Source organism: Alteromonas sp. KUL49 (genome assembly GCF_006538345.1).
Taxonomy (GTDB): Bacteria; Pseudomonadota; Gammaproteobacteria; order Enterobacterales; family Alteromonadaceae; genus Alteromonas.
Window position 1 is genome coordinate 64,745 of sequence record NZ_BJKL01000005.1, and the last position, 15,570, is coordinate 80,314.

At 43.7% G+C, this 15,570-nt stretch carries 16 protein-coding genes; all 16 read left to right on the forward strand.

Annotated features, from left to right (window positions below):
- Window positions 1–14: 14 nt before the first annotated feature.
- The 16 genes from fliS to EYS00_RS10110 all read left to right on the forward strand — a co-directional run bounded on the left by fliS (window position 15) and on the right by EYS00_RS10110 (window position 15,570).
- Window positions 15–443 (forward strand): flagellar export chaperone FliS, encoded by a 429-nt coding sequence (fliS, locus tag EYS00_RS10035; protein WP_130636422.1) that lies wholly within the window; start codon window positions 15–17, stop codon window positions 441–443.
- Window positions 440–751: a hypothetical protein gene (locus EYS00_RS10040; RefSeq protein ID WP_130636423.1), complete on the forward strand. Its 312-nt coding sequence runs from the start codon at window positions 440–442 to the stop codon at window positions 749–751. Before fliS ends, EYS00_RS10040 begins: the two co-directional genes overlap by 4 nt.
- 71 nt (window positions 752–822) lie before the next feature.
- Window positions 823–1,827 carry a UDP-N-acetylglucosamine 4,6-dehydratase (inverting) gene (gene pseB / locus EYS00_RS10045; RefSeq protein ID WP_242618725.1) on the forward strand — a complete coding sequence of 335 codons (1,005 nt, stop codon included), beginning with the start codon at window positions 823–825 and terminating at the stop codon, window positions 1,825–1,827.
- Window positions 1,824–2,969 carry a UDP-4-amino-4,6-dideoxy-N-acetyl-beta-L-altrosamine transaminase gene (gene pseC / locus EYS00_RS10050; protein ID WP_130636424.1) on the forward strand — a complete coding sequence of 382 codons (1,146 nt, stop codon included), beginning with the start codon at window positions 1,824–1,826 and terminating at the stop codon, window positions 2,967–2,969. The genes pseB and pseC overlap by 4 nt, the downstream gene beginning before the upstream one ends.
- The gene (pseF, locus tag EYS00_RS10055) at window positions 2,966–3,658 is read left to right on the forward strand and encodes a pseudaminic acid cytidylyltransferase (protein WP_130636425.1); all 693 of its coding nucleotides are present in this window, start codon (window positions 2,966–2,968) and stop codon (window positions 3,656–3,658) included. Before pseC ends, pseF begins: the two co-directional genes overlap by 4 nt.
- A gap of 1 nt (window position 3,659) precedes the next feature.
- Window positions 3,660–3,995, forward strand: a complete 336-nt coding sequence (locus tag EYS00_RS10060; protein ID WP_130636426.1) for a glycosyltransferase family 9 protein — start codon at window positions 3,660–3,662, stop codon at window positions 3,993–3,995.
- A gap of 40 nt (window positions 3,996–4,035) precedes the next feature.
- Window positions 4,036–4,602, forward strand: coding sequence for a hypothetical protein (locus EYS00_RS10065; protein ID WP_130636427.1), 567 nt, complete (start codon window positions 4,036–4,038; stop codon window positions 4,600–4,602).
- The gene (gene pseI, locus EYS00_RS10070; RefSeq protein WP_130636428.1) at window positions 4,599–5,657 is read left to right on the forward strand and encodes a pseudaminic acid synthase; all 1,059 of its coding nucleotides are present in this window, start codon (window positions 4,599–4,601) and stop codon (window positions 5,655–5,657) included. The genes EYS00_RS10065 and pseI overlap by 4 nt, the downstream gene beginning before the upstream one ends.
- Window positions 5,636–6,685, forward strand: a complete 1,050-nt coding sequence (pseG, locus tag EYS00_RS10075) for a UDP-2,4-diacetamido-2,4,6-trideoxy-beta-L-altropyranose hydrolase (RefSeq protein ID WP_130636429.1) — start codon at window positions 5,636–5,638, stop codon at window positions 6,683–6,685. Before pseI ends, pseG begins: the two co-directional genes overlap by 22 nt.
- Window positions 6,678–7,241, forward strand: a complete 564-nt coding sequence (locus EYS00_RS10080; RefSeq protein ID WP_130636430.1) for a GNAT family N-acetyltransferase — start codon at window positions 6,678–6,680, stop codon at window positions 7,239–7,241. The genes pseG and EYS00_RS10080 overlap by 8 nt, the downstream gene beginning before the upstream one ends.
- 19 nt (window positions 7,242–7,260) lie before the next feature.
- On the forward strand, window positions 7,261–7,500 hold the full coding sequence (locus EYS00_RS10085) for an acyl carrier protein (RefSeq protein ID WP_130636431.1): 240 nt from the start codon (window positions 7,261–7,263) through the stop codon (window positions 7,498–7,500).
- Window positions 7,484–8,251 carry an SDR family NAD(P)-dependent oxidoreductase gene (locus tag EYS00_RS10090; protein WP_130636432.1) on the forward strand — a complete coding sequence of 256 codons (768 nt, stop codon included), beginning with the start codon at window positions 7,484–7,486 and terminating at the stop codon, window positions 8,249–8,251. The genes EYS00_RS10085 and EYS00_RS10090 overlap by 17 nt, the downstream gene beginning before the upstream one ends.
- Window positions 8,248–9,642: an AMP-binding protein gene (locus tag EYS00_RS10095; RefSeq protein WP_130636433.1), complete on the forward strand. Its 1,395-nt coding sequence runs from the start codon at window positions 8,248–8,250 to the stop codon at window positions 9,640–9,642. Before EYS00_RS10090 ends, EYS00_RS10095 begins: the two co-directional genes overlap by 4 nt.
- A gap of 61 nt (window positions 9,643–9,703) precedes the next feature.
- The gene (locus EYS00_RS10100; RefSeq protein WP_130636434.1) at window positions 9,704–13,222 is read left to right on the forward strand and encodes a 6-hydroxymethylpterin diphosphokinase MptE-like protein; all 3,519 of its coding nucleotides are present in this window, start codon (window positions 9,704–9,706) and stop codon (window positions 13,220–13,222) included.
- Window positions 13,222–14,352, forward strand: a complete 1,131-nt coding sequence (locus EYS00_RS10105) for an acyl-protein synthetase (RefSeq protein WP_242618726.1) — start codon at window positions 13,222–13,224, stop codon at window positions 14,350–14,352. The genes EYS00_RS10100 and EYS00_RS10105 overlap by 1 nt, the downstream gene beginning before the upstream one ends.
- Before the next feature lie 9 nt (window positions 14,353–14,361).
- The gene (locus EYS00_RS10110; RefSeq protein ID WP_130636435.1) at window positions 14,362–15,570 is read left to right on the forward strand and encodes an acyl-CoA reductase; all 1,209 of its coding nucleotides are present in this window, start codon (window positions 14,362–14,364) and stop codon (window positions 15,568–15,570) included.

A 15,570-nucleotide genomic window follows, 5' to 3' on the forward strand; every position in this document is an offset into this window, starting at 1 on the left:
GTTTTGGAGTTGTTATGGCACTTAAAGGTATTAATGCGTATCGTAAAGGAAGTATAAAGCAGGACGTTGCGAATGCGGATCCCCACAGATTGACATTGATGCTATTACAGGGGGCCCTGGATCGTATTGCATACGCAAAAGGAGCGATGGAACGTAAGGAATTTGTAGCGAAAGCAGAGTATATCTCTAAAGTTAACGCAATTATTATGCATTTGAGAGATACTCTTGATCTAGAAGTCGGTGGCGAAGTGGCAGAAAACCTGTTTTCCCTATACGATTATATGATTGAGAGATTAAATGATGCGCACGTTAACAACGATATTGCCTTGCTTGACGAAGTAACGAGCTTGCTCACGCCTATAAGAGACGGCTGGGTACAGATTCCCGAAGCTGCCAAGCAAGAAGCGTATGAGGCGCAACGTCAAAAACGGCAGGCTGTGTGAATCTAGACGAACTAAATCATCCATACACTCCCAAAGTGCTCGGCAAGATCAATCAGAGAATTGTCGAGCTCTTGCAATCACCACCCGATATCGATGTCCCTGCGCTAAATGCTTTACTTCAAGAGCGAGATGAAGTTATAAAAGCACACATGGATGCACTTGATGAAGATGCTCTAAGAGCATTTGCCAGTAGCGAAATAAAAGTTAATGACAATTTGACGAAGCAGGCAGAAGGTTGGCTAGCATCGGCAAAAAATGATGTAACTCAGTTTGTTCGCAGTCAAGTGGCGATAAAGAAATACAAATAAAAAGACTTCGGAAGTTCTTTGGAAGCGTGAGGACTGATGACTAATAATTTCAAATTAAAAAGAGTTTCATCATGATGGACTTTAATAACAAATCTATATTCATTACCGGTGGAACAGGAAGTTTCGGAAAACAATTCGTTAGCTATTTATTAGCCACATACTCGCCTAAAAAAATCATTATTTACTCCAGAGATGAACTCAAGCAGTTTGAGATGCAGCAGCGTTTTTCTGAACCTTGTATGCGTTACTTCATTGGCGACGTTCGAGACAACGAGCGCCTGAAAATAGCGATGAAAGACGTTGATTACGTTGTACATGCTGCCGCGCTTAAACAAGTTCCTGCAGCTGAATACAATCCTAACGAGTGCATAAAAACGAATATTAATGGCGCTCAAAACGTTATTGATGCGGCGATAACCAATAACGTTTCTCGTGTCATCGCTTTGTCTACTGACAAGGCCGCTAATCCAGTGAATCTCTATGGTGCGACCAAGTTAGCTTCTGATAAGCTCTTTGTTGCAGCTAACAATATATCCGGTGCAACTGGCCCGCGTTTTTCAGTGGTTCGCTACGGCAATGTAGTTGGCTCTAGAGGCTCAGTCGTTCCTTTCTACCGTCAGTTACTCAATGAGGGGAAAACTCGTCTACCGGTGACGCATCCTGAGATGACGAGATTCTGGATCACGTTGGACGAGGGCGTTCAATTTGTGGTTAAAAACTTCTCACGCATGCAAGGTGGTGAAATCTTCGTGCCCAAGATCCCATCAATACGAATCACCGACCTCGTAGAGGCGATGAGTGGGAGCAGAGAATACGACGAGATTGGAATTCGTCCCGGTGAAAAGCTTCACGAAGTCATGGTTCCTGAAGAAATGGCACATCATACGCTGGAATTTGAAGACCATTACGTAATTGTTCCCGCAATTACATTCTTTGACAAAGACCTCGATTATACGCAGAACAGAGCAGGTGAAGTCGGAACACCGGTCGCTGATAAGTTTGAGTATCACTCGGGGACCAATCCGCAGTTTTTAACGATTGAAGAATTAAGAGTGCTAGATAAGGCGACGTCATGATCCCATATGGCAGTCATTCCATTGACGCAGGCGACATTAACGCCGTTGTCGATGTGTTAGAAAATGCATTTCTTACTCAGGGGCAACAAGTACCGCTGTTTGAAAAGAATTTATGTGATTATACGGGGGCTCGTTATGCTGTTGCTGTAAACAGTGGAACCTCTGCACTGCATTTGGCCTGTATTGCAGCGGGTATAGGGAAAGGGGATAGGGTTTGGACCTCGCCAAATTCTTTCGCTGCTTCTGCCAATTGCGCATTATATTGTGGGGCAGATGTAGACTTTGTTGATATAGACCCTCGCACCAGGAATATGAGTGTTGCACTACTTGCCGAAAAGTTGGTGTCTGCGAACGCGAATGGCACATTACCGAAAGCTATCGTCGTTGTTCATTTCGCAGGGAGTAGCTGCGATATGGAAGCGATTCACCGATTAACGTCGTGTTACGGTATTATTATAATCGAAGATGCAGCGCATGGTCTTGGAGGCAAAGACAAAAGCGGTCATCCTATAGGTGCGTGTAAGTTCTCAGACATGGCTGTAATGAGTTTTCATCCTGTGAAGTCTATGACTACCGCTGAGGGTGGGGCCGTACTAACTAACAACGAGTCTTTAGCAAATAACGTTCGACTGCATGCTAGCCATGGTATTACAAAAAACAGTAAAGATTTCTCCGAACAAGAGCAAGGTAATGCCTGGTTTTATTCCCAGCAGTCTCTTGGTTTTAACTACCGGTTGAGCGACTTACATGCGGCACTTGGCAACAGTCAAATTAAGCGTCTAGACAGTTTTATTGCTGCACGTCGAGCGAAAGCAGAAGTCTACCATCAAGCACTGGCCTCGTTGCCAATAGAGTTACCTGAACGTGATGCAAACAGTGCGTGGCATTTGTACACTATTGAGTTAACAATGCACGACAGAAAAAAAGTGTTTGATGAGTTGCGGGATCGTGGCGTTGGCGTCAATGTTCACTACATTCCTATTTATCATCACGTTTACTATAAGAATCTTGGTTATTCTGCAGATGACTATCCTAATTGCGAACGTTACTACAACAATACTTTAACCCTGCCTTTATATTCTGAGCTTACCGCCGATATGCAAAATAGTGTTATCGATATTTTGCATGAGGTACTTAAGTGAATATTGCCGTTATTCCCGCTCGTGGTGGTAGTAAACGCATTGTTGGTAAGAATATTCGAGAGTTTGTTGGTAAGCCACTGATTGCGTATTCAATAGAAGCTGCGCGAGAAAGCCAGCTTTTCGATGAAATCATAGTGACTACCGATTCCGATGATATTGCCAATGTATCAATAGCGAGTGGCGCGACCTATATAGTTCGCCGAGACGATGAGCTTGCCAATGACCACATAGGTACGTTTCCAGTGGTTAAACATGCAATTCAGCAGTATGAGCAAGCGGAATGCTCTGTGGATTACGTTTGTTGTATTTATGCCACTGCACCCTTTATTTCTTCTGAGAGATTAAAAGAAGGCATAAATCGTCTTTCAGCAGACGATTCAAAATACTTTGCTTTTTCTGTGACGAGTTTTCCTTTCCCTGTTCAGCGCTCCATCCGTTTGTCGGAAGGTGGCGTTACTCCCGTGCATCCTGATCAAATAGGTAAGCGCTCACAAGATTTGGAAGAATATTATCACGATGCTGGTCAGTTCTATTGGGGTACAAAAGCAGCATGGCTAGAGAGTAAAGCAACCTTTGCAACTCATAGTATTCCCGTAATTTTGCCAAGATACCTAGTGCAAGATATTGATACCCAAGAAGACTGGAAGCGAGCGGAACTAATGTATCGCGCTTACAAAATGTCAGAATAATATGACTGATAAAATTTTACTCATTAGAATGGCGGAAGCTGGTGATGTGCTATCAGTGGGACTTCCCGCCGTTCGTTACTTCAAAACAAAGTTTCCAAACGCTGATATTAGCGTTTTGACTTACGGCGATTGCGCAGGCTTTTTTACTATAGCCGAGCCGAGTGTGAGCCTAATAACACTTCCCCAAGACGAATGGCCAGAGAATATTATCAATGCTATTGAAACGTTCTTAGGGCTGGCTGAAAAGATAATAGGCCAAGGGTTTAGTCGCATCGTAAATTTAGATACGGCATTTATGCCATGCTTTTTGGCGCGTTTTTTTAAAAGACGCGGGTGAGGCAGTCGAAGGCAATCTGATCTCATTTTCTTTTGATGAGTTGATTGGCGGAATACAGCAAGAAACGCTATCACCCGAGCTTGTGACAAACCCTGAAATGTATATCAATAGTACCTGGTTCGGTTTTTCCCAGTGGTATAGTCGTTGGTGGGAGTCGGACAATCTTCCAGATCGAGGGTATTGCGAATATTACTTAGCGCGTTGCTGCGGGTATTCGGATATCACCATGGATATGTCTCTTCCTTACAAAGAAAAAGCCGATAAGAAGCCATACCTCGCCATTTATCTTGGGCATGAAGCACGCAGTATCATAGATGCTCCAAGCCTTTTGTCATTGCTCGACGAAAACCATATTGAATATGAGTTGTTAGGCGACAGTGACCCTATTGAAAGATCGTTATCTATTATAGGAAATGCAGAGTTACTTGTGACAACAGCGTCTGCCTTTCAGTGGTACGCCGTTGCGACGAATACACCTACACTGTTGATTAGTGGCCAATTTGATCCTCGCCTAACCATGCCAGATTTTGCTACTACACTGAATGAGAAAGTTGATGCAAACGTCTTAGTAAATGACATTTGTGAATTGTTGGAGAAGGCTAAATGAAGCACGATGTACGCATTGGCGATAGACTCATTGGTCCTGATGAACCCCCTTTTATTATCGCTGAACTCAGCGGTAATCACGGCCAAGACCTCGCACTAGCAGAACAAATGGTGGATGAAGCGGCAAGAGCCGGTGCTCATGCGATTAAGTTGCAAACGTATACCGCTGATTCAATGACCCTTGATGTTGATTCTGACGATTTTGTTATCGGTGAAAAAGACAGCTTATGGGCCGGAGAAAAACTACATACCCTGTATCAAAAAGCGGCTACTCCTTACGAGTGGCATGAGACACTCTTCAAACGCGCGAATGATTTGGGAATGTTGGCGTTTAGTTCTCCCTTTGATTGTGACGCTGTGGACTTTCTAGATAGCTTGCACGTTCCTTGTTTTAAGATTGCATCGTTTGAATTGACTGATTTGCCCTTGATTGCTCATGCAGCAAGTAAAGGAAAACCTCTTATTATGTCGACCGGTATGGCAAGCTTAGCCGAAATCGAAGAAGCGGTAACGTGTGCTAAAGAACACGGTTGTGACGACATTATATTGCTCAAATGTACCAGTACGTATCCCGCTGATCCCAGCAATACCAACCTGATTACTATTCCTAACATGAGGGAGGCTTTCTGCTGTCAAGTTGGCTTGAGCGACCATACCGGCGGTATAGGTGCTGCCGTTGCGTCTGTTGTGCTCGGAGCTAGTGTTATAGAAAAACACTTCGTTCTCAATCGACATGATGGTGGAGTAGATGCTGCGTTTTCACTAGAACCTGAAGAACTAAAGGTGTTAGTTGTTGAAACTGAGCGCGCGTGGAAAGCGATAGGAAGAGTACAGTATGGAGGCTCCAGTGCAGAACTTGCGTCGAAGCAATACCGTCGTTCTATCTACATTAGCAAAGACGTAAAAAAAGGCGATTTACTCAACTCTGAGAATATGCGAATTGTAAGGCCGGCATTTGGACTACCGCCCAAGCACTGGAAAGAAGTTGTCGGTAAAACAGCAACGCAGGATTTACCCAAAGGCACCGCACTTTCATGGGAGCACGTTGCTCTGTGACGGCGTTTGTTTTTATGTGTGAGGCTGGTGCTGAAGCAGGTGTTGGTCATTTGTTCAGGTGTATGGCGCTAGCACAAGCAGCCCGTGATCAGGGAGTGGATAGTCATTTTTTAGTGACGGGAGAAGGGGCCGATATCGCCAAAGCGCAATTTGATTGGGATTTTCCCATTGTTGAATATTGCGAGGGGAAGAGTAACGCTGAAATTCGCGCCAACATAGAGCCGGCGCTGACGACACTGTTGTCGCGACTTGGTACTGCCGTTCTGGTTGTTGATGGATATTCCCTTCCCTTTGATCTAGTTGAGCAAGCTAAACCTTTAGTCAGCTGTATCGTTGCTATGGACGACGGTGACAAACGCTTCGTGAATCTCGCAGATATTGTTGTAAACCCTGCAGCGACACATGACTCGTATCATGATAAATCACCAACTGCACATTTATGTGTGGGGGGAGAATACAGGCTGCTTCGGCGAGACTTTTTGTCGTTAAGTCCACGGCCTGTTTATGCACGTCATGGCCTAGTGATTTGCTTTGGTGGTAGTGATCCCGCCCAGCTGACTATTCCTTTGCTCAAGTGTCTAGATACTTTGGGTTTTGATACCCCAGTTCGTGTTATCACCGGTACGGCAAATCCTTATCATGAGCAAGTGAGTTCACTTTGCAGAACGTTGAATTACCCTGTGCAGCATATTCACAATTGTCAAGATATGGCGCAGGTGTGGAGTAGTGCAAAGCTAGCGGTAAGTGCTGCTGGGGGGAGTCAATTTGAATTAGGAGTGTGTCAAACACCTTCCATACTCGTTACCGTTGCCGATAATCAAAAAGCCGCTTCACTTCTTGCTGTGAATGAGGGCTGGTGCGACGTGGTCGACAAATCGCTTGGCGCTGAAGTAATAGCTGCTCGCATTGCCAACCTATGCACAGATGAAGAAAAACTTGCTCGAATGCAACAGAATGCAGAAGGGCGTTATGACGCGCTGGGTGCTACTAGGATTTTGCAGGTCATTGCCGAGGTGATTCGTGATTAGCGTTAATTCAACTCCCGGCGGTATTGAAGTAAGTGGTTATCAGATAGTACTCGTTCCAGTTCAAGAGCATCACTTAGACTTGCTCAGGACATGGCGAAACAGTGATTTTGTGCGTCAGCAGATGGTTAATACTCAGCTAATCAATGAGGCACAGCAAGGGGCTTGGTTTACTAAGTTAAAAACCGATAGCTCTCAACAACATTGGGTGGTTTACTACAAAGACACCCCCATAGGCGCTACCAATATTCGAACCTCAGATAACACGCCTGTTAGCGAAGCCGAGGAACTGGCACCTGGTCTGTATATTGGAGAACCTAAGTATCAGGGAAATATCATTGCTTTTGCACCAACATTGGCACTCTATGATTATTGTTTTGACTATCTTAAAATCAACGCGTTACGAGCAGAAGTTAAGCAAGATAATATTGCTGCGATGAATTACAATAAAAAGCTAGGCTATCGAGAAGTAGACCGAAAAGACATGGTGACCTTGATGGTCGACAGAGAAAGTTATCGAGCAGATACCACAATGATAAAGCGGTTTTTGTCTCGCTAAATAAAGATTGAGGGCAAACGTGAGCAATCAAGAAAAGTTAGTACAAGCGTTTAGTGATGCATTGGGTATAGCCCAAGACTTGGTTCAAGATACGCTGGAATACAATACCATTAAGGAGTGGGATTCAACTGCGCATATGGTACTGATTTCAGAGTTGGAAACGGTTTTTGACGTAATGCTCGATACGGACGATATTATTGATATGAGTTCAGTAGCGAAGGCAAAATCTATACTGGGAAAATATGACGTCACCTTCTGAACAGCTGTCTTTACGTGATGGGTCTGTGCTGGTGACAGGTGCCACAGGCGGCATTGGGCGTGCAATTGTTGAACTTCTCAGCAAGCGTGGTACCACTGTGTTTGCTGCGGGCAGAAGTAAAGCTGCTTTAGAGGCTCTGGTCGAGAGTACTTCTGGTCATGTTATTCCCCTCCAGTATGATGTCACTGACGAAAAGTCAGTTAAAGAAGCGTTTCGTTCCATTCAAAAACAACAGCTTGAACCTAATGTGGGAATGCTGGTGGGCTTGGTCAACAATGCTGGGGAAATGAAAGAAGCTCCGCTGCTTGCGAGTAACATGGACTTACTCAAACATCAGCTTAATGTGAACTTTCTCTCTGCATATCAACATATGCAACTGGCAAGTCGCCTTATGGCGCGCAGTCGACACGGCGCCATCGTCAATGTGGTATCTCAGATAGGAGAGCAAGGTAATGCTGGGTTGAGTGCCTATGCAGCGAGCAAGGCTGCGCTAACAGGCGCGACAAAATCATTGGCAAAAGAACTCGCACCTATAGGTATTCGAGTCAACGCAGTTGCACCAGGGTTTATTGAAACAGAGCTCACGGCCCATTATGACGATGCTCAGCGTGAGAGAATATTTTCACGTATAGCGTTAAAAAAAGCAGGTTCAGCAGAATTAGTTGCTCAGGCCATCGTGTTTTTATTAGACGACGCTTCTAATTATACGACAGGGCATGTATTACCCGTGGATGGCTTGTTCCAGCCATGACGAGTGCCTTGGATATTCCTTTTGTTAAGGCTCATCTCAATAGTTCAGCAATAGCACTGCAAGATGATACTCAGGCAGTCTCATATGTTGACTTAAATTCACGTGTGCATGCTCAGGCCAAGTCATGGCGTAGTGCACTTGTTGATACTCTTAGTGGCTCTCGTCCGCTCGTTATCGTAAAAATGCACAATACGATAGACAGTGTTGTCGATTACCTCACATTGTTGTCGCTTGATGGTGTGGTCTTGTTGCTCCATCCAGATTGCAGTGATGAAATACTCCAAACCTATGTCACTAAGCTCAAACCCAATGCCATTGCAGAGCAGGGTGCGCTGGAAGTGCTTCATCAAATGCCTGTTTTGCTCGACTGCCAGGTGTCTGTGTTATTGTCTACATCGGGAAGTACAGGTGCCGGTAAGTGTGTGGCCTTGTCACAAGACAACCTATTGTCGAACTGCAACTCAATATTGGCTTACTTGCCAATAATACCTACAGACAATACCTTGCTGACCTTACCTTTGAGCTATTCGTATGGATTATCTGTACTCCATACCCACCTCAAAGTAGGCGCTACCATTTGTTTCACACAATATGGTGCGGTTGAAAGACAGTTTTGGTCAAAGGTTAAAGAAACCCCAATACACTCATTATCGGGAGTGCCGTCTTTTTACGAGATCTTGAATCGACTAAGATTCACTCGTATGGCTCTACCGGAATTGCGTTACTTTACCCAAGCAGGTGGCAGACTTCGCGATGAACTCGTTACTCAATTTGCAAGGTACGCCGAAGAAAACGATAAGTCATTTTTTGTGATGTATGGTCAGACAGAAGCTACAGCGAGAATGGCTTATACTAAGCAAAACACGCTTCTCAATAAGCCAGACACTATTGGCAAAGCCATACCCGGAGGAGAGTTTGCCCTTAAAACTGCTCAGGGCGAACTGAGTAGCACTGCTGTCGAGGGGGAGCTGTGTTACAAAGGCGGCAATGTTATGTTGGGTTATGTAAGTACGCAAGATGACCTTTCATCATTCATTAAGCAATCATGGTTGAACACTGGAGACCTAGCGAGACGAGACAGGGACGGTGATTATAAAATTGTTGGCAGGCAAAAGCGGTTCATAAAAATAGCAGGTGAGCGAATGAATCTCGATGCTATTGAAACCGTTTTTGAGAAAATGGGAATTGAAGCTCACTGTGTCGGTACAGACGACCTATTGGTTATTTGTGTGCTAAGTTCTATGGTATCAAAGTTGCATCAAGCGCTTGAGAGTCATCAAATTATTGCTAAACGTCATAGAAAAGTCGTAGAACTGGAGCAGTGGAAACTGCTTGAAAACGGTAAAATAGATTATTCGTTCCTCATTGGTTTAATGGAACGCGACGAGTAAGCAAAGCGTTAACACAAAGATTAGCTGCTCAGGCAGTACCCTAATGATGTAAGTTCGCACTATGCTAAAAAATATAAAGCTACATATAGACAGTGATGAAGAACACCAAGCCGAACTTGAAAAGGCGTTGGCTGCTGATTTACAAACTACCTTTAATGAAAACCTCAGGGCATTCAAAAGCAAAATTCCCAGTCTAGAAAAGTACGTTAAATCAGCGGTTAATCAAAATGTCTCAATCATTTGTAACCAGCATGGTGAAGCGAATATTGTTGATTTTGGGTTGGGGCGTGTGTTTTATGGCTTTCATCCAAAACAAGAAATACGTCAACAAGTTGACCATTATCTCCAACACAGTTCAGTGGTATTCATGGAAGATAATGACAGCTCCTCAACCCCATTAAGTCCAGCGTCGGGTCCTCAAACTGACGGATACCAGAACTATTTAGCATCTTCTCCGTTACCAGATGTTGTCGATACATTGGTCGTCCTAGGCATTGGTTTGGGTGAACACATTCGCTATTTGCTAGAGTCTAGAACCATGAAAAATATGGTTATTTACGAGCCTGACATTCAGTTTTTCTCTTGTTCAAATATGATTGTGAGTTGGCGTCATGTGTTGGATTTAGCACAAAAAAAAGGCACAGCACTTTTTTTCCAGCTTGGCAAAGACGGTAGAGATTTAGTTAGCAACATTAATGAACTAAGAGAGCAAATCTCGTTCGACAGATTTTTTGTTTTCAAACACTACAACAGTCCTGTTTTCAATGCTATCGACTACACCTTAAGAACTAAGTCGTGGTCTAACATAGTTGCAACCGGGCTGGATATAACAACGCGCTATGAGCGCGGAAACTACGAGCCCTTGTGGCTCCCCTCAGTAGATCTAAGCGAAGCGGCACTTGTCGACCACAGCGACCAAAGATTCGAGAGTAACTTGGCGGCTTTTAAGTATTATTTTCCAGAAATTTATAAGGAATTTAGTGACTACTCGCCTTCCACTTGGCTCTCAGTCAGAACTGCATCAGACGAGATAAATCTGCTCAATAAGCACAGTTTGAATACATGGTATGGCGATTCTGCAAAACAAGATTCACAGATAGCGTACGAGGCCTACGCATCTCACCCTAATCGGGATGGGTTAGTACTAGGATACAATGGCACTAAGTTACGCCATTATCTTCACTATAAATTTGTTATGGAGAGCGAAAAGTTACTCGAAAGCATCAGTGAAAGCCAAGGGGCACTTCCGCAAACAATTAAGTCAATGATCATGTTTGGGTTGGGCTCAGGGTACCAATTAGAGGCATTGTTAGAAAATCACGATGTGGAGATGCTTTTTCTATGCGAACCAAATAGAGACTTTTTCTATGCTTCTTTGTTTGCTGTTGATTGGGCAAAAATACTAAAACGCTTCGACGAACAGGGATACCGAATATACATTAACATTGGAGACGACGGCGCTAACCTGTTTCACGATCTACTTAGTCAGTTTTACTCCATAGGCCCGTATAATCTTGCCCATACCTATTTCTATCAGGCTTACTATAATGCTGAGCTAAGCTTTGCTGTTGCCCAGCTAAGAGAGCAACTCCAAGTGGTTATCTCTATGGGTGAGTATTTTGACCATGCCTATTACGGAATTAATCACACCCTAGAAGGGATTGACAGAAAATATCCGCATTTGGTCAATGAGCCTTCTAAACAACTGTCTTACGACAATAAAGAATGCCCAGTATTTATTGTTGGTAATGGCCCATCATTGGACTATTCCATAGACACTATCAAAGAAAATAGGGATGAAGTCATTCTTGTCAGTTGTGGCACCGCTCTGCAAGTGTTGCATCGGCACAATATAGTGCCTGATTTCCATGCAGAAATTGAACAGAACCGCTCAACTTTTGATTGGGCAGTTCGTTTGGGCGACTTAGACTACTTGAAGAAGATTACGCTGATTGCGTGCAACGGTATCCATCCTGACACCTGTGAACTGTACCGCGATGTGATGGTGTGCTTTAAGTATGGGGAGTCTTCAACAGAATCTAACTTACAAGCATTAGAACGCGATAAATATGCAGAGTTGAAGTTTGCTTTCCCTACGGTGTGTAATTTTACGTTGAACCTCTTTACCACCCTCGATTTCAATCAAATATACCTGTTTGGCGTAGATCTGGGGTTTGTTGATACAAAGCACCATCATTCAAAGCAATCTGGTTATTACGATGAAAATGGTAAACCGTTATATGACTACGCTGAAAAGAACAACACAGGATTAGTGGTTCAGGGCAACTTTCGTAAAACAGTCAGTACAAAGCATGAATTTAAAGTATCTAGAATATTCATTGAAGATTTACTACGCACCTATAGTGGTGACTGTTACAACACGAGTGATGGCGCCAGAATAGCAGGTAGCCAGCCACTAGCAATAGACAATGTACTGGTGCTGTCATCGCCAGACATGCAAAAAAGTGCAGTTGACGCAATTAAGTCAAAAGCATTTGTTGCGATTGATAAGCCTGAATATAAACATCACTTCAGTGAGCGCTATCAACAAGCTGAAATCGAGCAAGAGCTCGCATCAATATCTGAGAAGATAAACTCTGTTCTCGATGGCAACAACGATATCATGTGGCTAATTGAGTCATTAAAACGTTCTATCTTTGAGTCATACGCTAATAAAAAGTCACTTTTGTTTTACTATCTCTATGGGTCAATAAACTTTGCTAATGCCTTTTTAGTCAAAGTGGTCGCCTCAGATTCTAGTGAAGACATTCGTCAGAAAGCACTGAGTATTTTACTTCGTAGATTCGAGCAATTTGCCACTAAAATATGTGCTGACTTTCACAGTTTCGACATGACGTCCTCTTTTGGAGGTCTCAGAGAACGTGAATATTTGCGAAGTTTAGCCGTATTCCCTGTTGTGACATTGATAAGAAACTACTCAGGTCTGAGCGAGACATTTGCTTTTATTTTTAGACATTGGCGAGAAGTTTCCATGGAGGAGATTTCGGTTCTACACACCAATGAAATATTGGTTTTCAGTGACAACGTCGAGGTGTTTGATGAAATTAGCATACCACTGGAGGACATAAGAGGGGTTTGGGCGCTGATCAGTGATGATTTAAACTGGTCACCAGAGTCTTGTGATGGACTGTCCTACAGTATGACTATCCCGTTGCCAGACTTTGATAAAGACGAGAAGGAAATACTGAATGGTTGTCTACCGGTTCTCAACCGAAATATGTACGAGGTTTTAGTTAAGAAGTGTTATTTGCTAATGGATAACGCTGTTTGGTTCATCCCCAAGTTTAACTTTGTTGCTGGAGAACGAGAACACGCACTCGTTTGGCTACAGCAATTGGTTGATAGACTACCTAAATGGGACAGATTCATATCTTTCCCCGGATATTTGGCAATTCCAAGAGATACTTATAACCCAGTTCTTGTAGATAAACTCGGTAATCGCGGCGACTGGATTCAAGAGCAGCTAATGGCGGAACACTTATTGGCCGATACAATTACAAAGAGTGAGTTCAGTAAGTTTAAGCAACTGTCAGAACATTTCAGTGGATTGAAGAAATAGTGCAAGATGATGACTCTGTTGAAACTGATATACCTATGACCATTGAAGATAATTATCTAACCAAGCTTGAAAGCCTATTTGAAGTGCCGGTCTACGATGTCTCTCAAGTGGAAAAAGAGCGCCTATTAGTCGAGGTATTAGCGACACTGCATCAGCATCACGTCGAAAACTGTGAGTCTTATCAACGTCTAGCATCCACGTGGAAGACTGACAATATTCAATTATCTGACATACCATTTGTCGCCGTTAGACTTTTTAAGTTGTTAGCGTTGAAAAGCGTTCCTGAAAGCAAGGTTCTCAAGTGCCTGACGTCATCGGGCACCTCCGGGCAAGTACCTGCCAAAATTTTCTTAGATGCTATTACCAGCCGCTGGCAATCAAAAGTGTTGGTCAGAATACTACAGCAGTTTTTGGGAAAACAGCGTCTTCCTATGCTGATCATTGACAGCCCGGGCAACCACCAATCTGGCTCAAGGGTCAATGCGAGATTTGCTGGTATTCAAGGTTTAGCCATGTTTGGACGTGATCACACCTATGCACTTAACAATGATATGACGGTTGATTGGGAAGCAGTAGAGGCTTTTTGTCGCAAGTATGAAAACGATAACGTCCTAGTGTTTGGTTTTACCTTTATGGTTTGGCATTATTTTATCGCGGCGATTAAAAGTGCCAATCGCACTGTGAGACTTCCCAATGCTCATCTTTTCCACAGTGGCGGTTGGAAAAAACTTCAATCTCAAAGCGTCGATAATCATACCTTTAAAGCAGGGGTGTTAAACCTCACTGGTATTCCAAAAGTCACGAATTTTTATGGTATGGCAGAGCAGGTGGGTACTGTCTTCATGGAATGTGAACACGGTTTTCTCCACGCCCCTTCTACCGCCGACGTAGTCTTTAGAGACTGTTATGATTTTAGTGAGTTAAATGTCGGACAAACGGGACTCATCCAAGTATTGTCAGCGCTACCTTATTCCTATCCAGGTTTCAGTATTCTCACTGAAGACTTAGGAACACTGCACGGTGTAGATGATTGCCAGTGTGGCAGAAAAGGTAAGTACTTCACCGTGGAAAGTCGTTTACCTAAGGTTGAACTTCGTGGCTGTAGTGATACTGCAGCTGCTGCAAGTTAAGGAGTATTTGTGAGTCAACAATCTCCAGTACAATTTCAACTTTCTGCATCGTCGACCTTCAGCGAACTAGCAGAGCTATCTCCACTTACAGTGGGTTCTTCTGAAGTATTGGGTTTTCTTAAAAAGCTATCTGAAAAGCTTTTACGTTCACCCGAATTCAAGCCGTTTCCAGAGATTATTGCGTTAGGGTTTTGGCTTCGTGATTCTCAAGTTCGCATTTGGCTAGATATGTTGGCCAAAGAGTCTGAAGGCGCCATCATTAAGCCTGTGGGCTGCGTGGTGCACTACACACCCAATAACGTAGATAGTATGTTCATGTACAGTTGGGTGTGCTCATTACTCGTTGGAAACAACAATATTGTTCGATTGGGTAGCGCAGACAGTCAGGCTAAATCGCTATTGCTTGAAGTCCTAACATCCTTGTTTAAGCAAGCCGAATTTAGCGCTATTGCTCAGCGTAATATGTTCATTCAATTTGATAAGCAATCTTCACTAAACAAAGACTTGGCTCTATTCGCCGATGCTCGTATGTTGTGGGGAGGCGATGAAAGTGTTCGCGCTATCCGAGAATTCAGCACAAAGCCAAGATGTCGAGACATAAGTTTTGCCGATCGTTATTCCGCAACAATCATTGACGTTGACGATAATGAACCTGCGTTACTAGATAAAACAGCCCAGCTTCTTTGGCATGATACAAAAGCCCACAATCAATTGGCGTGTTCATCGCCTCGCGTTATCTACTGGATGGGAAGCGAAACCAGTTTGTTAGCGTTTTCTCAACGCCTGAATGCTATCGCACAAAAAAGTGATTCTTCCGAGCAGAGAAAAACGGGACAATCTCGATGTAACGAACATTTAGTGGTTGCTCAGTTGCTTCAAATGCAGGGTATAGCAGGGCGTTCCCTCATTAACGAAAGAGTGTGTGTTTTATCGATGCCTTCGGTGAGCGCGGAAGCCATGGCGCAGCATAGCGGTGATGGACTGTTTTACGCGGTAAAGATAAATTCAGTGGAAGCGCTACGCTCTCAACTGCCTGATTCTGTACAAACGCTGACCTACTGGGGTGTGGCAAAAGATCAGCTATTAAAGTTACTGGCTGAGCCGTCGATACAGGGTGTTGATAGGTGTGTATCTCTTGGCAAAGCGTTGTCTTTTACACCTGAATGGGATGGTTATCGTTTATTTACCCTCCTAACGCGCCATATAAACCTAGATTGA